This is a genomic window from Mycobacterium sp. RTGN4, assembly GCF_033804635.1.
GTDB lineage: Bacteria > Actinomycetota > Actinomycetes > Mycobacteriales > Mycobacteriaceae > Mycobacterium.
Genome location: NZ_JAPZLB010000002.1, coordinates 387,427 through 406,617, shown reverse-complemented (window position 1 = coordinate 406,617; position 19,191 = coordinate 387,427). Strand labels below are relative to the sequence as shown.

General features: G+C 66.6%; 20 protein-coding genes and 1 pseudogene. 13 read left to right on the top strand and 8 right to left on the bottom strand.

Annotated features, from left to right (window positions below; all coding sequences use genetic code 11):
• Nucleotides 1–88 precede the first annotated feature (88 nt).
• Entirely contained in the window at nt 89–310 is a 222-nt protein-coding gene (locus SLQ30_RS05900; RefSeq protein ID WP_319447496.1) for a hypothetical protein, read from the top strand.
• Between the two features lie 4 nt (nt 311–314).
• Here the strand turns inward: SLQ30_RS05900 and SLQ30_RS05895 are convergent, their stop codons facing one another.
• Together SLQ30_RS05895 and SLQ30_RS05890 are read right to left on the bottom strand one after the other, a co-directional pair.
• Nucleotides 315–1,025, bottom strand: coding sequence for a DUF6199 family natural product biosynthesis protein (locus SLQ30_RS05895; protein ID WP_319447497.1), 711 nt, complete (start codon nt 1,023–1,025; stop codon nt 315–317).
• Between the two features lie 9 nt (nt 1,026–1,034).
• Nucleotides 1,035–1,613, bottom strand: a complete 579-nt coding sequence (locus tag SLQ30_RS05890) for a TetR/AcrR family transcriptional regulator (protein WP_319447498.1) — start codon at nt 1,611–1,613, stop codon at nt 1,035–1,037.
• A gap of 106 nt (nt 1,614–1,719) precedes the next feature.
• Between SLQ30_RS05890 and SLQ30_RS05885 the strand changes: the two genes are divergently transcribed.
• The 3 genes from SLQ30_RS05885 to SLQ30_RS05875 are packed head-to-tail and all read left to right on the top strand — an operon-like array spanning nt 1,720 to nt 4,373.
• Entirely contained in the window at nt 1,720–2,592 is an 873-nt protein-coding gene (locus SLQ30_RS05885) for an oxidoreductase (RefSeq protein WP_319447499.1), read from the top strand.
• Nucleotides 2,573–3,424, top strand: coding sequence for an alpha/beta hydrolase (locus SLQ30_RS05880; RefSeq protein ID WP_319447500.1), 852 nt, complete (start codon nt 2,573–2,575; stop codon nt 3,422–3,424). Before SLQ30_RS05885 ends, SLQ30_RS05880 begins: the two co-directional genes overlap by 20 nt.
• Nucleotides 3,425–3,449: 25 nt before the next feature.
• Entirely contained in the window at nt 3,450–4,373 is a 924-nt protein-coding gene (locus SLQ30_RS05875; protein ID WP_319447501.1) for an NmrA family NAD(P)-binding protein, read from the top strand.
• 12 nt (nt 4,374–4,385) lie between these two features.
• Here SLQ30_RS05875 and SLQ30_RS05870 read toward each other — a convergent pair whose 3' ends face one another.
• Nucleotides 4,386–6,221: an acyl-CoA dehydrogenase gene (locus SLQ30_RS05870; RefSeq protein WP_319447502.1), complete on the bottom strand. Its 1,836-nt coding sequence runs from the start codon at nt 6,219–6,221 to the stop codon at nt 4,386–4,388.
• 53 nt (nt 6,222–6,274) lie between these two features.
• Nucleotides 6,275–7,069 carry a crotonase/enoyl-CoA hydratase family protein gene (locus SLQ30_RS05865; protein ID WP_319447503.1) on the bottom strand — a complete coding sequence of 265 codons (795 nt, stop codon included), beginning with the start codon at nt 7,067–7,069 and terminating at the stop codon, nt 6,275–6,277.
• Nucleotides 7,070–7,262: 193 nt separating this feature from the next.
• Between SLQ30_RS05865 and SLQ30_RS05860 the strand changes: the two genes are divergently transcribed.
• Together SLQ30_RS05860 and SLQ30_RS05855 are read left to right on the top strand one after the other, a co-directional pair.
• The gene (locus SLQ30_RS05860) at nt 7,263–7,400 is read left to right on the top strand and encodes a hypothetical protein (protein ID WP_319447504.1); all 138 of its coding nucleotides are present in this window, start codon (nt 7,263–7,265) and stop codon (nt 7,398–7,400) included.
• A complete protein-coding gene (locus tag SLQ30_RS05855; protein ID WP_319447505.1) occupies nt 7,400–8,020 on the top strand; it encodes a TetR/AcrR family transcriptional regulator in 621 nt (206 codons plus the stop codon). Before SLQ30_RS05860 ends, SLQ30_RS05855 begins: the two co-directional genes overlap by 1 nt.
• On the opposite strand, the gene SLQ30_RS05850 is transcribed toward SLQ30_RS05855, so the two are convergent.
• A complete protein-coding gene (locus tag SLQ30_RS05850; RefSeq protein ID WP_319447506.1) occupies nt 8,017–8,541 on the bottom strand; it encodes a dihydrofolate reductase family protein in 525 nt (174 codons plus the stop codon). The two genes, SLQ30_RS05855 and SLQ30_RS05850, sit on opposite strands and share 4 nt — an antisense overlap.
• A gap of 51 nt (nt 8,542–8,592) precedes the next feature.
• Here SLQ30_RS05850 and SLQ30_RS05845 point away from each other — a divergent pair.
• A pseudogene (locus tag SLQ30_RS05845) lies at nt 8,593–9,735 on the top strand (acyl-CoA dehydrogenase family protein); the annotation flags it as partial.
• Complete coding sequence (locus tag SLQ30_RS05840) at nt 9,709–10,770, top strand: acyl-CoA dehydrogenase family protein (protein WP_319447674.1); 1,062 nt, start codon at nt 9,709–9,711, stop codon at nt 10,768–10,770. The pseudogene SLQ30_RS05845 and the gene SLQ30_RS05840, both read left to right, overlap by 27 nt.
• On the opposite strand, the gene SLQ30_RS05835 is transcribed toward SLQ30_RS05840, so the two are convergent.
• On the bottom strand, nt 10,771–11,619 hold the full coding sequence (locus SLQ30_RS05835) for an arylamine N-acetyltransferase family protein (protein ID WP_413467937.1): 849 nt from the start codon (nt 11,617–11,619) through the stop codon (nt 10,771–10,773).
• Between the two features lie 120 nt (nt 11,620–11,739).
• Between SLQ30_RS05835 and SLQ30_RS05830 the strand changes: the two genes are divergently transcribed.
• The 5 genes from SLQ30_RS05830 (at nt 11,740) to SLQ30_RS05810 (ending at nt 16,413) form a co-directional block, all read left to right on the top strand.
• Nucleotides 11,740–12,195, top strand: coding sequence for a hypothetical protein (locus SLQ30_RS05830; RefSeq protein WP_319447508.1), 456 nt, complete (start codon nt 11,740–11,742; stop codon nt 12,193–12,195).
• Nucleotides 12,196–12,239: 44 nt separating this feature from the next.
• Nucleotides 12,240–12,653 carry a hypothetical protein gene (locus tag SLQ30_RS05825; RefSeq protein WP_319447509.1) on the top strand — a complete coding sequence of 138 codons (414 nt, stop codon included), beginning with the start codon at nt 12,240–12,242 and terminating at the stop codon, nt 12,651–12,653.
• An 80-nt stretch (nt 12,654–12,733) separates the two neighbouring features.
• Nucleotides 12,734–13,555: a lysophospholipid acyltransferase family protein gene (locus tag SLQ30_RS05820; protein WP_319447510.1), complete on the top strand. Its 822-nt coding sequence runs from the start codon at nt 12,734–12,736 to the stop codon at nt 13,553–13,555.
• A 1-nt stretch (nt 13,556) separates the two neighbouring features.
• Nucleotides 13,557–15,194, top strand: coding sequence for an acyl-CoA ligase FadD12 (gene fadD12 / locus SLQ30_RS05815; RefSeq protein WP_319447511.1), 1,638 nt, complete (start codon nt 13,557–13,559; stop codon nt 15,192–15,194).
• Nucleotides 15,184–16,413, top strand: coding sequence for an alpha/beta hydrolase (locus SLQ30_RS05810; protein WP_319447512.1), 1,230 nt, complete (start codon nt 15,184–15,186; stop codon nt 16,411–16,413). The genes fadD12 and SLQ30_RS05810 overlap by 11 nt, the downstream gene beginning before the upstream one ends.
• Nucleotides 16,414–16,422: 9 nt before the next feature.
• On the opposite strand, the gene SLQ30_RS05805 is transcribed toward SLQ30_RS05810, so the two are convergent.
• Both SLQ30_RS05805 and SLQ30_RS05800 read right to left on the bottom strand, forming a co-directional pair.
• Complete coding sequence (locus tag SLQ30_RS05805) at nt 16,423–17,838, bottom strand: wax ester/triacylglycerol synthase family O-acyltransferase (protein ID WP_319447513.1); 1,416 nt, start codon at nt 17,836–17,838, stop codon at nt 16,423–16,425.
• A 4-nt stretch (nt 17,839–17,842) separates the two neighbouring features.
• Nucleotides 17,843–19,066 carry an alpha/beta hydrolase gene (locus tag SLQ30_RS05800; RefSeq protein WP_319447514.1) on the bottom strand — a complete coding sequence of 408 codons (1,224 nt, stop codon included), beginning with the start codon at nt 19,064–19,066 and terminating at the stop codon, nt 17,843–17,845.
• Nucleotides 19,067–19,191 lie beyond the last annotated feature (125 nt).

The following is a 19,191-nucleotide window of genomic DNA, read 5'->3' as shown; positions in this document are numbered from 1 at the left end:
GCGTCCAACGTCTTCACACCTTGTTGACAGGGTGGCCGAATACGTTTGGCGCCCGCTGGCATTTACGCATCTAGCTCAGGAGGAACTCATGGCGGTATCGGTCGACCTGGACAAGGCACTCGACAAGGCTTACGAGAGCAAGTCGCTCAAGGAGATTCTCGACGCGTCCCCGGCCGCGCTGGCTGGAGTGACCGACGCGGACGCGAAGCACCTCGCGGATGCGTTCGGCATCAAGACGGTGCGCCAGTTGGGCGCCAACAAGTTCTTCGCCGTCGCGGCGGCGCTGGCCGCACTCGAGACTGCGGGCTAGTTCGTCACGCGGGCGCGGGGTCGCCAAGCGGACCGGGCGCCTCGGCCAACCTGGGCAACGGCGTGTCCGCTTCCGGCTGGCTGGTGAACAGCTTCGCCGACGACGACACCGGTCCGACGACGTAGGACCGTCGGACTTGGTGACCGCGCCCGTTGGCGTTGCAGTCGCTGTTCATGCTGAGACTGGACGTCGTCTTCGGAGACCATGCCAAGACGACGTCCACCGTGACGTGGTCAGTTCCTGCGCCCTTGACGTCCGGTGCCAGCTCGCACGGCGCCGGGGGCGGCGGTTCGCCTGCCGGGACCCGCGACGCGACCTCGGGCGCCCAGAAGTACACCGTCGCGATCAGGCTCCCATCGGGCCCGGGATTGGTGAGGTAGCCGATCATGTTCAGGGCACCGCGGGTCATGACGGGCGGTGGCATGAACGCGGTGGGCGGCGGCGGCGAGTAGGTGAAGGACGGATAGGTCGGCATCGGCGTGGTCTTGGTCGCCGATTCGGCCGAGTCGGGCTTGCTGAACGCGAGCATGGCGAGCAGGAGCGTGCATGTGATGGTTCCCAACCCGCCGAGCAGATAGGCGGCACCGCTTGGCTCATTGGCCTCAGGATTCCGGAACTTCCACCCCTCGGTGGCATGCCACACCTCGCGCGGCTTGAAGATCATCAGCAACCCGATCGGTATGCCGATGAGCAGCACCACTATTCCCAGCCCCATGCCTTCAGCCTAGGGGCGCACGCCCAACAACGTGAGCGCGTCCTGGACACCTTGCTCCAGAAGCTCGTCGGCGAGCACAGGATCGACCAGGGCACGGGATAGCTGCAGTGTGCCGACCATCATCGCGAAGACGTTCAGCACCCTCACCCGCGCCGACTGCGGATCCTTCGGAGCGAGTCGAGCCGCAATAGCATCGATGCCCGGCAGTACCCCGTCGGTGTAGGCCTGCTTGGTGACGTCTGCGCAGCGGCCGAGCTCATCGAGCAGCGCCGCCGAGGGGCAGCCCTGCTCGGGATTGTCCCGGTGTTGCTTCGAAAGGTAAGCGCGGACAAGCCTTTCCAGGCCGTCGGGTTCGGTCGCCAACGCCCCGAAGTTGTCGTTTTGTCGACTCAGCTGCTCGGACACCGCGGCAGCCACCAGGTCCTGCTTCGAGGCGAAGTGGGCGTAGAAGGCACCGTTGGTCAGCCCGGCGTCGGCCATCAGTGTGGCGATTCCCGACCCGTCGATGCCGTCCTTCTTGAACCGGCGCCCTGCGGTCTCGATGATCCGCTGCCTGGTGGCTTGCTTCTGTTCGCTTCCGTACCTCATCGCATCTCCTCCCCATGCGCTCTGCCCGTGTGAAGACCGAGCTTGCCATCCTCTGGTCGGTCTGATTATATTACGATCATACTTCAATGACGGATTGGGAGTTCCCATGACAACAACTCGACCGGTGGCACTGGTCACCGGTGCCACCGTAGGCATCGGTCGACTTGCTGCGGCCGCGCTCACGAAGGCGGGCTACGACGTCGTCGGAACAGGCCGCCGCACAGCGGGAATCGAGCCACCCGCGGGTGTCACGTTGATGGATCTCGACGTGCGCAGTGCCGAGTCGGTCGACGAGACGGTGCGGCGTGTGATCGCGCGATTCGGGCGGATCGACGTGCTGGTGAACAACGCCGGGGTGGGTTTGGCCGGTGCCACCGAGGAAACCTCCCTGACGCAGGACCAGCAGATCTTCGACATCAACGTGTTCGGCGTCATGCGGATGACCAAGTCCGTGCTGCCGCACATGCGCGCCCAACACCATGGACGGATCATCAACGTCTCGTCGATCTTCGGCCTCATCCCCGCGCCGTTCATGGCGACCTATGCCGCGACCAAACACGCGATCGAGGGCTACACCGAGTCCGTCGACCACGAAATCCGTGAGTTCGGAGTCCGGGCGGTGCTCGTCGAACCGGCAGGAACCAGAACGGGTTTCGACGACAACACCGCACAAGCCGACCGTCCGCTCGAGGCCTACGCATCGAGCCGTCGGCTCGTCGGCGACGTGGTGGCCGAAGCGGTGAACGACGGCGACGACCCCGCCCTGGTCGCCGCGGCCATCGTTGCGGCGGCCACCGATACCGCGCCCAAACTGCGCTACCCCGCCAGCCCGCGGGCGCGCAACCTCGCCACCGTGCGCCGGCTGGTGCCAGCTCGGATGTTCGACAAGCAGATTCGCAAGTTCAACAAGCTGCCCCTCCGGGCCGGAGGAGACCGCACCTCGAAGAAGGAGACCGCTCGTGAGCGCCTACCTCGCTGATACTGCCGAAGACCTCACCGTTGAAGGACCCTCGGCCCGGTTCACCTATCGGCGGGTGGGCCCGCGCGGCGGCGTCCCGCTCGTGCTGCTGAACCGTTTCCGCGGCACCATCGATTGGTGGGACCCGGAGTTCATCGACTATCTCGCCGCCGACCACGACGTGATCGTGTTCGACAACGTCGGCATCGGCTACTCCACCGGACAACCCCGTGACTCGTTGGACGGATTCGCCGATGGTGCAGTCGAATTCATCGAAGCACTCGGCGTGCCTACGGTTGACCTGCTGGGCTGGTCACTCGGCGGCATCGTGGCGCAGGCGGTGGCGCACCGTCGCCGCGACCTCGTCCGCAGACTTGTCGTGGCGGGTAGCGCACCGGTCGGGCCGGTGCCGGGGCAGCCGGATATGAGCCAGGAAGTGCTGCGCATCATGGCCAAACCCGAGGCGGACGCGAACGATCTGCTCTACCTGTTCTATCCCGAAACCGACGCCGCTCGACTCGCGGGCCGCCAGCACCTGGCCAAGGTTTCCACCCGGCTCGCCAATGGTGGCCCTGCGGTATCCGAGGAAGCCGCGACGGGTCAACTCGTGGCGGTCGGCAAGATCCTGTCGGTCCCGTTCGACGAAGTGCGCTCGACTTTGGAGGACATCAAGCAACCGGTGCTGTACGCCAACGGCATTCACGACGTGATGATCCCCGCGCTGGCCTCCTACGTGGCTGTGCAACACCTCGACACGGCCACCCTGGTGCTCTATAGCGACGCCGGCCACGCGTTCCTGTTCCAGCACGCGCGGGCCTTCGCTACCGAGGTCGCCAACTTCCTCGCCGCCTGACGGCGACTCAAACGAAAGAACCGCAATGGACAACGTACTTGTCATCGGGGCCACCGGCCGCCACGGCCGCACCGGTAGCGCCGTGGTCGACGAATTACTCGCGACCGGCCGTCACGTCCGGGTGCTCACCCGGGCCGACGACGAACGGGCCGCGGCGCTGAGACAGCGCGGCGCCACTACCGTCATCGGCGACCTACACGACCGCCGCTCGCTGGTGGATGCGGTCGACGGTGTGGCCGCGGTCTACTTCACCTATCCCATTGCCGCAGGGGTGATTCCGGCGGCGACCAATCTCGCGTCGGTGCTCGTCGACGCCGCGCGGCCAGTGCACGTCGTCGTGATGTCGATGGCCGCCTCGGCGCACGGCAGTCCCAGCAAGTTGGGTCAGGCGCAGGCCGTCGCCGAAGAGGTGCTGATTTGGGCCGGCCTCAACCCGACCATCTTGCGCGTCGCGGGGCTCTTTCACGAGAACGTGCTCACGTTGCACGGCGGCACGATCCGGGCGGACGCGACGATCGCCAACAGCTTTGGTGAAGGCAGGGCTCCATGGATCGGTGGTTGCGACGCCGCCGAACTCGCGGTGGCGGAACTGCTCAAACCGGCGCCTAGCGCTCCGGCCATCAGCTACCCGCCCGCGGCCGAAGCGCTCAGCCACTCCGACGTCGCGCGCATCATCTCCGAGGAGACCGGCCGGTACGTCCGCTACCAATCCATCTCACCTGAAGCCTGGCGGGCGCAGCTGGAGGCGCGGGCGGAGACCGACGACTCCCCCGTGAACAGGGCTATGGCGCAACACATCTCGATCATCGGTGGAGCATTCGCCGGTGGTGCGGCACCACGCATAACACCTGACGCCGACACCCTCGCCACGGCGCTCGGGCACCCGCCTGCCCGGTTCGTCGACTTCGTGCGGGAACACCGCGATGCATTCTCCGAAACCGCCGCGTAGCACCTCGAGCGGCTAGAAGGCCGCTTCGGCCACGTCCATCGCAGTGAGGTCGGCGGACTCGACGATCTTGCGATCGGCCGCTAGCCGCGGCAACACCGTCGCCACGAAGAACGTTGCGGTAGTGACCTTTCCGGCGTAGTACGCGCGATCCTCTGCGGAGGGATTGGCGTCGAGCGCATCGAGCGCAAGCTCGGCGTGATGCAGCAGCATCCACCCGATCAGCAGGTCGCCAACGGCCAGCAGGAAGCGCACCGACTCGAGCCCCAGCCGGTAGAGCTCGCGGGGATTCTGTTGAGAGGCCATCAGGAACCCGGTCATCGCAACCAGCATCGCCTGCAAGTCGGCGTTGGCGGCCGCCAGCACGGCGCGACTCTCAGCGAGTTCGGGGCGGGCCGTCTCGCTGTCCAGGAAGGTTTGGATCTGGCCCGCCACGTGAGCCAGCGCCCCACCCTGATCACGGGCAATCTTGCGGAAGAAGAAGTCCTGCGCCTGGATGGCCGTGGTGCCCTCGTAGAGCGAGTCGATCTTGGCGTCGCGGATGTACTGCTCGATCGGGTAGTCCTGCAGGAAGCCGGATCCCCCGAACGTCTGCAGCGATTCGGTGAGGCATTGGTATGCGCGTTCCGATCCGACGCCCTTGACGATGGGCAACAAAAGGTCGTTGACGCGTTCGGCCATGTTCGCGTCCGCGCCGGAAACGATCGCCGCGGCGGCGGGATCCTGATGGGCGGCGGTGTACAGGTAGAGCGCGCGCAAGCCCTCCGCGTACGACTTCTGCACGAGCAGCGCGCGCCGCACGTCGGGGTGGTGCAGGATGGTGACCCTTGGCGCCGTCTTGTCGGTCATCTGGGTCAGGTCAGCGCCCTGCACCCTGGTCTTCGCGTACTCGAGTGCGTTGAGGTAGCCGGTCGATAGCGTGCCGATGGCCTTGGTGCCCACCATCATTCGCGCATACTCGATGATCTTGAACATCTGCCCGATGCCGCTGTGCACGTCACCGACCAGGTAGCCGACGGCGGGCCGGTCATGTTGGCCAAAGGTCAGTTCGCACGTCGCGGACGCCTTGAGCCCCATCTTGTGCTCGAGCCCGGTGACGTAGACGCCGTTGCGTTCGCCCGGCGCTCCTGACTCGGGATCCATCAGGAACTTCGGGACGAGGAAGAGACTAAGGCCCTTGGTGCCGGGACCCGCACCCTCGGGTCGCGCCAACACCATGTGGAGGATGTTCTCAAACAGGTCGTCGGAGTCGCCGTTGGTGATGAACCGCTTGACCCCGTCCAGGTGCCAGGTGCCGTCGGGCTGCGGCACGGCCTTGGTACGGCCCGCGCCGACGTCCGAGCCGGCGTCGGGCTCGGTGAGCACCATCGTGGCTCCCCAGTTCCGCTCGATGGCCATTGCGGCCCAATGCTTCTGCTGGTCGTTGCCGATCTGGAAGATGATGTTGGCGAGCACCGGGCCTGCGAGATACATGAAGGCCGCGGGCTGCGCACCTAGCGGGAACTCGTTGATGGCCCAGGCCACCATGGCCGGCGCAGGCATGCCTCCGACCTCTTCGGACAGTCCGATGCGGAACCACTCGCCCTGCTGCCACGCCCGGAACGACTTCTTGAAGGGTGCCCCGATGGTGACGGTGTGGGTCTCGGGGTCGAAGGTCGGCGGGTGCCGATCGCTTTCGGCGAAGGACTCGGCCAGCGGGCCCTCGGCCTGCCGCGACGCCTCGGCGAGTAGCTCGCGCACCGACTCGCCGTCCATGTCACCGAACTCGCCGGTCGCCAGAATCTTCTCCAGGTCGAGCACCTCGTAGAGGTTGAATTCGAGATCACGCACGTTGCTCTTGTAGTGACCCACGGTCTGCGCCTTTCACCGTCGAACTGGGTCAAGAGCCTAGTCCCGGTTGCCCATCAGCGACCAGCAAACCGGGCGGGTCGACGCTCGATAAACGACTGCACGCCCTCGGCCGCGTCGGCGGTCCCGAACAGCCGGGTGACCTCGGGTCGCAGCGCGGCTATCGCGGCCGCATCACCGTCGGTTCGGGCCAGCTGCGCCGACGCCAGCGTGGCCGCAACGCCGAGCGGGGCAGCACGGTCGGCGATGGTGTGCGCGAGTTCCCGCGCCCGCGCCTGCGCAGCCGCCGGGCTGGCCTCGACCTCCTGGACGAGTCCGATCCTGAGCGCCTCCTCTGCGTCGAATTCGTCACCGGTGAGCAGCCAGCGCATGGCGTTGCCCCAGCCGGTTTGGCGCGGCAGGCGCAGCGTGGCACCGCCGAACGGGAAGATTCCGCGCAACACCTCGATTTGGGCGAACCGCGCATCTGCCGCGGCCACCCGGATGTCGGCCGCCAGCAGCAGCTCGATCCCGAGCGTCAGGCAACGTCCCTGCACCGCAGCAACCACCGGCTTGGTCCACGCGCCATCGAGCCGCCACGGGTCGCGGCCGTCCTCGGGCATCGGGTCACGGCCCTCGGCGAGGTAGGGCGCGACGTCGACGAGGTCGAGGCCTGCGGTGAAGTGCTCGCCGTTGGCGATGAGCACACCCGCCCGAAGGGTCTCGTCGCGCTCCAGGAGGGCGTACGCGCGCGACAGGTCGGCGAGCATCGCCACCGTGAAGGCATTGCGCTTCTCCGGCCGGTTGAGCCCCATGACGAGGACGTGTCCGTCCCGTTCGAGGGTCACGGTGTCCAGGGTGGGCGTGGTCATGGGTGCAGTGAACTCGCTATGGCCAAATTATGCAATTCACCATAATCAGCGGATCGGCGGCGCTGCATTTAGAATGTCCTATCAAATGCCATTCACCTCGGCTCCAGCACGTAGATCGTGTGAGCCGGAATACATTCGTTGTGGATGTGTGTTGCGAGTTTTATGCTCAGGTACATACCCAGGGAGGTGGGCCATGTGGATCGTTGAAGTGAACGTCCTTGGCCGCAGATTCACGTACGAGGTGCGCGACCGTCGCGAGACGTTGAAGTTCGGCCCACGCAGCGTGGGTGCTCGGCTGTCGCACATGCGGCACCCGAGGGCCGCGGCCTGATGACAGAAGCGGCGACCAAGCCGAACAAGCGAGGGTCGACACGGCACAACATGCTGCTCAGCGCGGCCGAAGTGCTGCGTGAACGCGGTGCCGCAGGCGTCACCATCGACGAGGTGCTCACGCGCAGCGGCGCCCCCCGCGGTTCGGTGTACTACCACTTCCCCGACGGCAGGAACCAACTGCTCACCGAAGCCCTCCAGTTCGCGGGCGACAAGATCACCTCACTGATCGACGGGGCCGTTGACCGCGGAGGCATCTCGATGGTGCACGAGTTCGTCGACTTCTGGGAGCGCACCCTGGCGGGCAGCGAGTTCACCGCAGGCTGCCCAGTGGTGGCAGCCGCCATCGGGTCGGCCGACGACGATCCGGCCCTGACCGCAGTGGCGGGCGAGATCTTCGGCCGATGGCGCACCGCGCTCACCCGAGCGTTCGTCGCCGACGGGTTCGACGAGTCCGACGCCGGGTCGCTGGCCGTGACGTGCATCGCCGCGCTGGAGGGAGCGGTGGTACTTTGCCGCTCCACCCGCAACGCCGGCCCGCTGCGCGATGTCGCCGACCAGATGGAGTTCCTCATCAAGTCAAGGGAATTCGTGCGGCGCTACGGCCTGCCCGGTCACTAAGCGGCTTTGACCCAACGCGCACAAACGAATTCGCCGTTGACGGCCGACTCGGTCAGCTTCCACTCCGAACGCGTCGGCAACAGCCGGGCGCCCTGCCCCAGCGTGCACGGCGCGTAGGACACGATGAGCTCATCGACCAGGCCGGCCACCACGAACTGAGCCGCCGCCTCCCCGCCACCGACCAACCACACGTCCCTGTCCCCCGCGGCGGCGACCAGTCGTGGATACAACTCGCGGACGTCGCCGTCGAACGTCTGGACGGGGTGGCCTTCGACGACGATCCGCGGCCGGCTCGTCAGCACCCAACTCGGCTGCTCGTAGGGCCATGCCCCCGGCTGGTTCGCGACGAGCCATTCGTAGGTGGCCGAGCCCATGACAAGCGTGCCAACGGATTTCGCGAACGCCTCGTATCCAAACGGCCCCAGGGCGTCGACGTCCCGCGACGTCAACCAGTCCAGGCTGTCGGCCTCGTCGACGACGAACCCGTCCAGACTCGACGCGGTGAAGTACACCAATGCCATCTCAGCTCCCTCTCATCCAGTCATTGGGTCCCCACTAGACTCCACTATCCAGTGACCGAATTCGACGCCCTGCGCGCCAATGACGCCGAGCTGGCCGAACTCCGCTCGGCCATCCGGAGTTTCCTTGCGGCCGATCACGATCGATACGGTTGGCAGCCCGCCGTCGACTGCTGGTTGGCCAAGTGGGACGCCGACTTCAGCATCAGACTCGCCGACGCGGGCTTCGTCGGGTTGACCATCCCGAAGCAGTACGGCGGCCATGGGCTTGGGTATCTGCACCGCTACGTGGTGACCGAGGAGTTGCTGGCCTGCGGCGCCCCCGTCGGAGCGCATTGGATCGCGGACCGCCAAGTCGCCCCCGGCCTGATGTCGTTCGGCAGCGAGGAGCAGCGCAGCCGCCTGCTGCCCCGCATCGCCGAGGGCCGGTTGTACTCGGCCATCGGGATGAGCGAGCACGGCGCGGGTTCCGATCTGGCCGCCGTGGCGACCCGAGCCACCAGAAGCGCAGACGGCTGGGTGCTGAACGGCTCCAAGGTGTGGACCAGCGGTGCGCACCTGGCCCACCAGATCGTCGTGCTGGCCCGCACCAGCCCGCTCGATCCCGCGCATCGTCACGAGGGCTTCAGCCAGTTCATCGTGCCGACCGACGCGACCGGCGTGACGGTCAGCCCGATCCTGCTGATGAACGGCGAGCACCACTTCAACGAGGTGCTCTTCGATGACGTCGCGCTCACCGACGACGACGTGTTGGGCGAAATCGGTGCCGGCTGGCATCAAGTGACCGCGGAACTGGGCTTCGAGCGCAGTGGTCCGGAACGCATCTTATCCACCGCCACATTGCTTTTCGAGCTGATCCGAGCGCTCGGGCTGCAGGCCGACTCAGCGCCCGCGGAGACCGTCGGCGACCTGATCGCGCGGATGAGCTCGCTACGGCAGCTGTCGATATCGGTGGCGCGGGCGCTGTCCGACGGTGGGGAAGCCGCGACGCGGGCGGCGCTGGTGAAGGACCTCGGCACCCGGTTCGAGCAGGAGTCGGTGGAACTTGCTGCGGACCTGCTCGAGCACGTCGACGCCGCATCGCCCGAAGCACACCGGCTGCGCGGCCTCTTGGATGCGGCACGGGTGCACTCGCCGCTGTTCACCCTGCGCGGCGGCACCAACGAGGTGCTGCGTGGCGTCGTCGCGAAGAGTCTCGAGCGGGCGCCCGCGGCAAGCGGGCCGAACGACGAATTGGCCCAGCTCGTCGACGACATCGGCCGCCGGTCGTTCGATGCGGGCCTCGGCCACCGAGCCCTACCGAATGCGTTCGACGATCAGTTGTGGCGCACGCTCGAGGACACCGGGTTGAGCCGATTGACGAGCACCGAAGGAGCCGGGATACGGGAGTCGGCCGTCGTGCTCCGGGGACTCGCCCGTTGGGCCGCCGCGGTCCCCGTCGCCGAAACCGATGTGCTCGCAGCCTGGTTGGCCACCGCAGCCGGCCTAGCAGTGCCTGCGACCGGACCGCTGACAGTCGCGTTCGCCGACGCTGATTCTTCCGGCCAGCGGATCACGGGCACCGCCACCGACGTGCCGTGGCCGGGCTCGGGTCCCGTGCTGCTGGCCGCCCGCAGCTCCGACGCGCTTTCGGTGGCATGGCTGGCGGAACCCGTCGTCGTCGACGGTCACAATCTGGCGGGCGAGCCGCGGGGCGCCATCGCGTTCGACGTGCCCGCCCACGACGTCGTCCGGCTCGCCCCCGAAGTGGGTGACGAACTACTACGGCGGGGCGCATGGGCCCGCTGTGTACATCTCGTCGGCGCTTTCGACGCCGCCACCGAACTTACCGTCGCACACACCAGGGACCGCGTTCAGTTCGGGCGGCCGTTGAGCAACTTCCAGGCCGTCGCGCACGCGCTGGCTGCAATGGCGGGCGAGCTCGAACGTGCCAGCGCTGCAGCGGCTTTGGCGACCGCCGCAGCCGCCGACTACGGCTTCGACAGTCGTCAGGCCGACTATGCCTTGACCGTGGCCAAGGTGGCAGTGGGCCGGGCCGTCGCACCTGTGACCACCATCGCGCACCAGCTGCACGGCGCGATCGGCGTGACCATCGAGCATCCCCTGTGGCTGGCCACCATGCGGGCCCGAAGTTGGGCCGGCGAGTTCGGCACGACCGGTTTCCACGCGCGCAGGCTGGGCCGGATGGCGCTCGCGGCCGACGACCCGTGGACGTTCGTCGTCGGACCCTAGTCAGGCGTCGAGCACCTGGCCGACGCGAGCTTCGACGACGTCGCGGTCACCGAGGTCGGCCACATCGATGTGGAAGCGCCCCTCGAGCGCGTCGAGCACCTCGGCCGCGGTGTCGAAGCGGATCTTCTCGCTGCCGTCCTTGCGGTGGATCGCCAGATTTCGGCCGCGCAGGTTGTACCGCGCTTCGTCGGTGACGAGCGCGGCGGTCAGCCCGGTGACGAATATCGAGGCGGGATGCGTTGATACATACCAGCTTCCGACTTCGAGGTCGATGCGTGGGCGCGGCTGGGTGGTGAACTCGTAGAGCGTCAGCCACGTGTCGCGGAGCTGAGCCTGCAGGATCAGGTCCTCACCGCGGTCGACGATGCGATAGAGCTCGTGCCGGGTCGCCTGTTCCGGCCCGGCCACCAGCCGAATGGGCGACGACAACGTCTGCCCGCCGAATCCGACGTCGACGAGGAAGCGGTCGTGCTCACCGGGCACCGTGACCGCCAGGACCTGATGGGTCATCGCGGGCAAACCAGCGTCGGGGTCGCGCATCCAGACCACCCGGCCCGCGATCCGGTCGATGCCGTAGCCCAGCGCCTCCAGCACGTAGCCGACGAGTCCGTTCTGCTCGTAGCAGTAGCCACCGCGCCGGCGGCCGACGAGCTTCTCCGCGAGCACCTCGGGTCCGAGGTCGTCGACAGGCACGCCCATCAGTGGATCGAGATTCTCGAACGGGATGGTCCGGCCGTGCGCGGCGACGAGTGCGTGCAGCAATTCCTCGTTCGGTCCGGTCGGGCCGTCGTAGCCGATGCGTGCGAAGTACTCGGCGGGGTTCACGGTGACCTCTGGCATGCCATCCATGGTGCGGCCTCTAGATTGCGCCCACGGCGAACTTGAGCAATATCACCACGATTCTGTGATCGGGACTACTGCACGGTTTGCGGCAAAAGAGCAGTATGGGGGCTTATGACCAAATTTACGATGGCGAAAGTTACGGCCGTCGGCATGGCGCTGCTCGCCTCGAGTACTGCGGTTGCCGGTGCGGCGTCCCCGATGCCACTTTCCAGCCAGTGGCGGGCCTGTGACTTCAGCCAGCTCAAGTGGGTCGCCGCGGTCGGCGACAGCAGGATGATCGCGGAAGTCAGTTCATCGGGCTCCACGGTCACGGCGCACGTCGACGCCGCAACGGCCCCGCCGAACAGCCAGTACGACGTGCGGATCATCCAGACCCCGCGCCCGTCGAATGGATGTGCGGCAGGCGACCCGGGCGTCATCAGCGGCGTGCTCCAGATCAACGACGTAGGCCTGGGTTCCGTCACGGTGCAGGGCCCCATCGCGTCCGGCAAGACGGGAGCGTGGGTCATCGTCGAGCGGCCTGCCCCGAATTCGCAGACTCCAGCGGAGTTCTACACTTCGGAGTACATCGCCGCGATCTAGCGGATCCTGTTCTGCTTGGTGCGGCCAGGCAGAGGAGAACCCGCATGTCCCATCGGTGGATCGTGACGGTCGTCGCGGCCTTCGCATTGCTGCTCGCTGGTTGCGGAGGCAGCAAGCCGACCACCAACTCGCCGTCGTCGTCATCCAGCTCGGACACGTCGAGCTCCGCGGAGTCGACGGCCGCGGAAGCAAGCGCTCCCGCGGCGGCGCCCCAGGCGCCGCTGGATCCCAGTGCGTGCACTGATGTGACGGGCGCCAACCTGGATCTCGCGGTCGCGAAGAATACCGAGGACGCCAAGAAGGCCGCTGACATCTTCGCCAAGTACAACCCGCCGCCGGACGTCCAGGAAGCCATCGACCACTTCGTCTCCACCCAGGGCGCTCAGTTCGACGATCCGGACTACGAGAAGTTCAACACCCGCATCGATGAATGGGTCAAGGTCGTCTGCCCGCTGTAGCCACGGCAGAGGATTTCCCAGCTGGAGCGGACACCGGTACGCTAAAACTAGAACACGTTCCAATTTCGCGAGGGGGAGCCGTGCCGAAGACCGATAGCGAGCCGTCTGAAGTAACGCCGTCGGAAGTGACCAAGTGGGATCCGGGCCTGACCGAGAAGGTGATGGGCCTGATCCGGCCGCTGATCAAGGGCTGGCACCGCTCGGAGGTCCGCGGGCTGGACAACGTCCCGCCGGGAGGCGTGCTCGTCGTCGCGAACCATTCCGGCGGACTGTTCGCGATGGACGTTCCGGTATTCGCCACCGACTTCTACGAGACGTACGGCTACGACCGGCCGGTCTACACGCTCGGATTCGACCTGATCTTCGTCGGCCCGACCTCCGACCTCTTCAAGAAGACCGGCTTCATCCCCGCCAACCACGAGAATGCCGACGAGGCCCTGCGCACCGGTGGTGTGGTCATCGTGTTCCCCGGCGGTGACTACGACGTGTACCGGCCGACGACGTCCCGCAACACCATCGACTTCGGCGGCCGCACCGGCTACGTCCGGGCCGCGCTCAATGCGGGCGTGCCCATCGTGCCGTCGGTGTCGATCGGCGGGCAGGAGAGCCAGCTGTACCTCAGCCGCGGGACCTCGGTCGCCAAGGCGCTTCGGTTGGACAAGCTGTTCCGCGCGAAGATCCTGCCTATCTCGTTCGGCTTCCCGTTCGGCCTGAGTGCCGTACTGCCCGTTAACGTTCCGCTGCCCACCAAGATCGTCACCCAGGTGCTGGAGCCCATCGACATCGTCGCTGAGTTCGGCGAGGACCCCGACGTCGACGAGGTCGACGCCCACGTCCGGCACGTCATGCAGAAGGCGCTCGACGAACTGGCCAAGGAACGTCGGCTCCCGGTAATTGGCTGACATGGGACTGTCCGACACGCTCGGCTTGGTCACGACGATGGTGCGTGCCGGGGTGATCGCGCCACTGAGGCCGGACAAGTACGTGCGCATCGCTGCGGCAATGGCGCGCGAACACATGGGCATCACTTCAGGTTTCGCGGCCGCTGCACAACGCTGCCCGGACCGAGCCGGCCTGATCGACGAACTCGGCACCTTGACCTGGCGGCAAATCGACCAGCGCGCCGACGCACTCGCCGCTGCATTGCAAGCGCTGCGCGGAGGTGCGCCCGACGTCGTAGCGATCATGGCCCGCAACCACCGTGGCTTCGTCGAAGCGTTGATCGCCACCAATCGCATCGGCGCCGACGTGCTGCTGCTGAACACCTCCTTCGCCGGACCCGCGCTGGCGGAAGTGGTGGCGCGGGAAAGTGTTTCGAAATCCCTTGCCGTCATCTACGACGAAGAGTTCACCCCCAGTGTTGACCGCGCGTTGGCCGACAACCCCGAAGCAATCCGGATCGTGGCGTGGACGGACCGCGCAGTCCCGGGTTTGACGGTGGAGAAGCTGATCGCCGCGCACGAAGGCGGGCAGCCACGCCGGGCCGACAGCAAGTCCAAGGTCATCCTGCTGACCTCGGGCACCACCGGAACACCCAAGGGCGCCAGCCACTCCGGCGGCGGGCCCGACACCTTGAAGGCCATCCTCGACCGCACGCCGTGGCATGCCGAAGAGGTCACCGTCATCGTCGCACCGATGTTCCACGCGTGGGGTTTCGCCCAGCTTGCGTTCGCCGCGTCGATGGCGTGCACCATCGTCACCCGGCGAAAGTTCGACCCCGAGGCCACCCTGGCGTTGGTCGACGAGCATCACGCCACCGGATTGTGTGTCGTCCCAGTCATGTTCGACCGCATCATGGACTTGCCCGACGAGGTGCGCGGGCGCTACAGCGGGCGCTCCCTGCGCTTTGCCGCCGCGTCGGGCTCCCGAATGCGACCCGACGTCGTCGTCAAGTTCATGGATCAGTTCGGCGACGTGATCTACAACAACTACAACGCCACCGAAGCGGGCATGATCGCGACCGCGACACCCGCCGACCTACGCGCGGCGCCGGACACCGCAGGCAGGCCGGCCGATGGCACCGACCTTCGGATCCTGGACGCCGAGCGCCGGGAAGTACCGCAGGGCGAGGTGGGCACCATCTTCGTGCGCAACTCCACCCAGTTCGACGGCTACACCAAGGGGTCGAACGACAAAGAGAAAGCCTTTCACGAGGGCTTCATGAGCTCAGGCGACGTCGGCTACCTCGACTCGGCGGGCCGACTGTTCGTCGTCGGACGCGATGACGAGATGATCGTGTCCGGCGGCGAGAACGTCTACCCGATCGAGGTGGAGAAGACGCTGGCGACCCACCCCGACGTGGCCGAAGCCGCCGTACTCGGCGTCGACGATGAACAGTACGGACAGCGGCTGGTGGCGTTCGTCGTGCTGGGCACCGGCGGTTCCGTGACCCCCGACGCCCTCAAGGCGCACGTCCGCGAGCAGCTGGCGAACTACAAGGTTCCGCGCAGCATCACAGTGCTGGAAGGTTTGCCGCGGGGCAGCACTGGCAAGATTCTTCGTCGTGAGCTTCTTGAACTCGCTTCGACCGATGAGGCGTAAGACGCGTAAGCGGTACCCGCTGTTGCGGGCGACCGCCGAACTCGCCAACGCTGCCAATGCAATCCAGCCGCTGGGGCGCGAGGGGTACGTCACGATCCCGGTGTTCTTTCTCGGCTGGCCCTCGGCCGAGGCCGCCCCGGTAGTCATCGGCGCGTCGATGCTCGACGCGCTCCGGCGCGGCGTGCGTGACGACTTCAAGGGCCCACGCGGCCGGATCGCCCTGGCGCTGACCGCGGCTTCGTGGGGGGTGCTGGGCTTCGTCTATCGGCGCAGTGCCAAGTCACAGCCGTCCTTCGAAGATCCGCTGCGGGCGGCACTCGGCGAGGACTACACCGCGGTCGCCGCAGAAGAGCGACGCAGGCGACGTGGCGGTGTGCTCCGTACGTCGTGGTCACGACGCCAGTACGTCAAGAAGTCCGACATCATCCGGTACGGCCCGCACCGGGTGAACGTCGCCGACGTCTGGCACCGCAGCGACCTGCCGCGCGACGGTAAGGCACCCGTGCTGCTTCAGGTGCCCGGCGGCGCATGGGCGATCGGTATGCGCCGTCCGCAGGCCTACCCGATGCTGGGCCACATGGCCGAACGCGGCTGGATCTGCGTCTCGATGGCGTATCGCGTCAGCCCTCGCAATACCTGGCCCGCGCACATCATCGACGTGAAACGAGCGCTGGCCTGGATCAAGGAGAACATCGCCGACTACGGCGGCGACCCCGACTTCGTGGCGATCACCGGAGGGTCGGCAGGCGGGCACTTGACCGCGCTGGCGGCGCTGACGCCCAACGACCCGCAGTGGCAGCCGGGCTTCGAGGACGCCGATACCTCGGTGGTGGCTGCGGTGCCCATCTACGGCCGCTACGACTGGTTCAGCAAGGAGGGCACAGGGCGCCCCGAGTTCATCTCGATCCTGCAGCGCTTCATCGTCAAGAAGCGGTTCTCGGCGAACCGGCAGGTGTACCTGGACGCGTCGCCCATCACCAAGGTCCGGCCGGACGCACCGCCGTTCTTCATCCTTCACGGCGAGGACGACTCGATCATCCCGGTCGGTGAGGGCCGCGAGTTCGCCGAAGCGCTCGCACAGAAGTCGGACGATGTCGTCGTGTACTCCGAGATTCCCCACGCGCAGCATGCTTTCGACTTCTTCGGCTCGCCGCACGGACACTTCACCGCGACGGCCGTTGCGCACTTCCTGGACTGGGTGAAGGCCAAGCGGGGCTGAGCTATCCCGCTACTGGGCCATCGCCCCTTCGACTACGGTCAATTCCTCGGAAAGACCTGCGGCGCGGCGGATTTCAATGAACGCATCAACCATCGCCTTGGTGAGCTCATGCGGATCGTCCAACGTGGCGCCGTCGGAAAGCACCGAGATGTTGAGTTGATCGACGTAGCTCCACACCGTGATGTTCAACCCGCTACCGGTGGTCAGCGGCCCCACCGAGTAGATCTCCGTCACCAACGCGCCGCCGACCCGCCCGTGCTCGCGTGGCCCTGGCACGTTGGAGATCGGCAGGTTGAGCACCTTGTTCTGGCCGTCCTTGTTGGCCAGCCAGCGGAACAGCGCTTCGGCAGGCGCGGGCGGGAAGTACGCCGACCACCTGCTCACCAGCTCCGGTCCCATCAGGTGGTGGGTCTCCTTCGCCGACACCGCCGCGTCGTGCACGGCTTGCACGCGCTCGAGCGGATCGGAGAGTTCCACTGGCAGCGTCATCATGACGCCGGTGAAGTAGTTTCCCGAGATGCGGTCGCGGGAGAAGTCGAAACTGACTGGGACGGAAGCCAACAGCGGATGATCGGCCGTGCCGTCGTGACGCAGCAACAGCTGACGCAGCGCCCCCGACGAGATGGCGAGCACCATGTCGTTGATGGTCACCCCGAGATGCTTGCCGGTCGCCTTGACGTCGGCGAGCGCGAGCGTTGCCGTCGCGAACTTCCTGGTTCCGTCGACCATGTGGTTCATGAAGCTCGGCGGCGGGGTGAAGGGGAGGGTCAATTCCGGCGACAGCTTGTGTGCACTCTTGCGCACCCGGCCGATGCCCTGGGCGGTGTAGCGCATGACGCCGGGCAGCCGGCCGAGCTGGCGGAGGTGATCACCAAAGGCCGTGCGTACCAATTCCGATCGCGTCGGCGCGGGATCAGTCGCATACGAATCGCGATCGGCCGGACCGGTCTGGAGATCCATCCCGCGCGCCATCAGGTTGGCCGAGGCGACCCCGTCGGCCAACGCGTGGTGGATCTTGCCCAGCACCGCGATGCGGCCGTTCGCCAGTCCCTCGATGAAGTACATCTCCCATAGCGGCTTGGAGCGGTCCAGCGGCGTGCTGGCGATCTTGCCCACCGCGTCGTCGAGTTCGCGACGGCCGCCGGGGCGCTCCACCCGGTAGGGCCGGATGTGGTACTCGAGATCGACCTCGCAGTTCTCCCGCCACATCGGGTGGTGGAACTTGAACGGAATGTCGACCAACTCATAGCGGAACGGATCGAGCTTGTAGAGCCTGCCGTGGATGACCTGGCGGAACTCGTCGACCCCGAACTTCCGGTCACCAAGCTCGTCGAGCGCGATCACGGCCAACTTCAGGGTATGCATGTGCACCATGGGCGTCTCGCTGTACAGCAGTACCGCGTCCCACCCGCTGAGCCGCCTCACGGGGCTATATAACCTGCTGCGACCCGACCAACATCTGGTTTTGGTGAACCTGGTTGAGGAACAAGCCGATTGCGGTGGCCGTCGAACCCGTCCTGGCCCCGTCGGTCATGTCGAACCCGTGGCCGGCGCCTGGCAACTCGGCGTAGCTGACCGCGGCCCGCGAGACGTGGGTGAGCTTGGCGACGAAGTCGCGCGCCTGCTGCACCGGGATGACCGTGTCGCCGCCACCGTGCACCACCAGGAACGGTGGGGCGTTGTCGTGGACGCGAGCGATCGGCGAGGCCTTCCGGAAGATCTCGGGCCGCTTGGTGATCTTGCGCTTCACCACCACGCGCTCGAGGAAGTCGACGAAGCGCGCCCGCTCGACCGTGGACCGGTCCTCCCAGTCGTAACGGCCGTAGATGCCGACGACGGCGTCCACCGACGTGTCCGAGCCCTCCGGCAGGTCGGCGTCGAACTCCGGATCGTTGGCGGTCAGGCCGGCGAGGGCCGCCAGGTGCCCACCTGCCGACGTTCCCGCGATCGTCACGAAGTTGCGGTCGCCGCCGAACTTGTCGACGTTGGCGCGGGCCCACGCGATCGCGGTCTTGACGTCGGTGATGTGCTGCGGCCATGGATGATTAGGCGCCACCCGGTACTCGACGGACAAACACACCCAGCCGAGTTCGGCCATCTTCGACATCAATGCGTAGCCCTGGAGGATGCGACCGCCGTGCACCCAGGCCCCGCCGGGCACGAAGATCATCACCGGTGCGGGCTGGGCGGGAAGTTCCCTGGGCCGCCACACGTCGAGCACCTGAGCAGGACTGTCCCCGTAGCGAACCGAGGTCCGGTACACGTTGCGACGGTGCTCCAACGCCTTCCATACCGGCGGCGTCGAATCCGGGGCGGGCCATTCGATGTCGAGGGCCTCGGGCGCCACCACACCGCGGAGCGCGCTCTGCACCACTTCGTTGGTCTTGTCGCGGTTCCGCTTGCGCTCTTCAGCAATGCCAGGGGTGAACATGTTCTTCACCGCTGCCCCGAGGAAGTCCGGCATGTGACGGACTCCCCAAATGCTCATCGCCGTCGCACCGCCAAGTGGCTCAAGGTGTTTGCCGATCACCGGCAGCGACGTCGACGCCACGCTCATGGCAAGTAGGTAATCCGAGGGGCCCGCGTTTAGCAACCACTTCGCGCGTGTGGCCATGGTCGGTCCTGGATACCGGGTATCCGGTCGAGCCGTCATGGCGCGACTGTACCCCGGTTACTCGTCGGTAATCGACAATGTGGAGAAGTTGTCTACCACCCCACGCCGCTGACCTGGCTGTGACCTGTCTCACAGGTACGGCGCGCCGGTGGCGGTGGTTATGT

Bases quoted from the DNA above. Each gene is read 5' to 3' on its own strand.
- SLQ30_RS05800 (WP_319447514.1), bottom strand. From the start codon at position 19,066: ATGACGGCTCGACCGGATACCCGGTATCCAGGACCGACCATGGCCACA.
- SLQ30_RS05900 (WP_319447496.1), top strand. From the start codon at position 89: ATGGCGGTATCGGTCGACCTGGACAAGGCACTCGACAAGGCTTACGAG.
- SLQ30_RS05865 (WP_319447503.1), bottom strand. From the start codon at position 7,069: ATGACCACGCCCACCCTGGACACCGTGACCCTCGAACGGGACGGACAC.
- SLQ30_RS05895 (WP_319447497.1), bottom strand. From the start codon at position 1,025: ATGGGGCTGGGAATAGTGGTGCTGCTCATCGGCATACCGATCGGGTTG.
- fadD12 (WP_319447511.1), top strand. From the start codon at position 13,557: ATGGGACTGTCCGACACGCTCGGCTTGGTCACGACGATGGTGCGTGCC.
- SLQ30_RS05850 (WP_319447506.1), bottom strand. From the start codon at position 8,541: ATGGCATTGGTGTACTTCACCGCGTCGAGTCTGGACGGGTTCGTCGTC.
- SLQ30_RS05810 (WP_319447512.1), top strand. From the start codon at position 15,184: ATGAGGCGTAAGACGCGTAAGCGGTACCCGCTGTTGCGGGCGACCGCC.
- SLQ30_RS05830 (WP_319447508.1), top strand. From the start codon at position 11,740: ATGGCGAAAGTTACGGCCGTCGGCATGGCGCTGCTCGCCTCGAGTACT.
- SLQ30_RS05855 (WP_319447505.1), top strand. From the start codon at position 7,400: ATGACAGAAGCGGCGACCAAGCCGAACAAGCGAGGGTCGACACGGCAC.
- SLQ30_RS05860 (WP_319447504.1), top strand. From the start codon at position 7,263: ATGTGGATCGTTGAAGTGAACGTCCTTGGCCGCAGATTCACGTACGAG.
- SLQ30_RS05835 (WP_413467937.1), bottom strand. From the start codon at position 11,619: ATGGATGGCATGCCAGAGGTCACCGTGAACCCCGCCGAGTACTTCGCA.
- SLQ30_RS05825 (WP_319447509.1), top strand. From the start codon at position 12,240: ATGTCCCATCGGTGGATCGTGACGGTCGTCGCGGCCTTCGCATTGCTG.
- SLQ30_RS05885 (WP_319447499.1), top strand. From the start codon at position 1,720: ATGACAACAACTCGACCGGTGGCACTGGTCACCGGTGCCACCGTAGGC.
- SLQ30_RS05875 (WP_319447501.1), top strand. From the start codon at position 3,450: ATGGACAACGTACTTGTCATCGGGGCCACCGGCCGCCACGGCCGCACC.
- SLQ30_RS05890 (WP_319447498.1), bottom strand. From the start codon at position 1,613: ATGAGGTACGGAAGCGAACAGAAGCAAGCCACCAGGCAGCGGATCATC.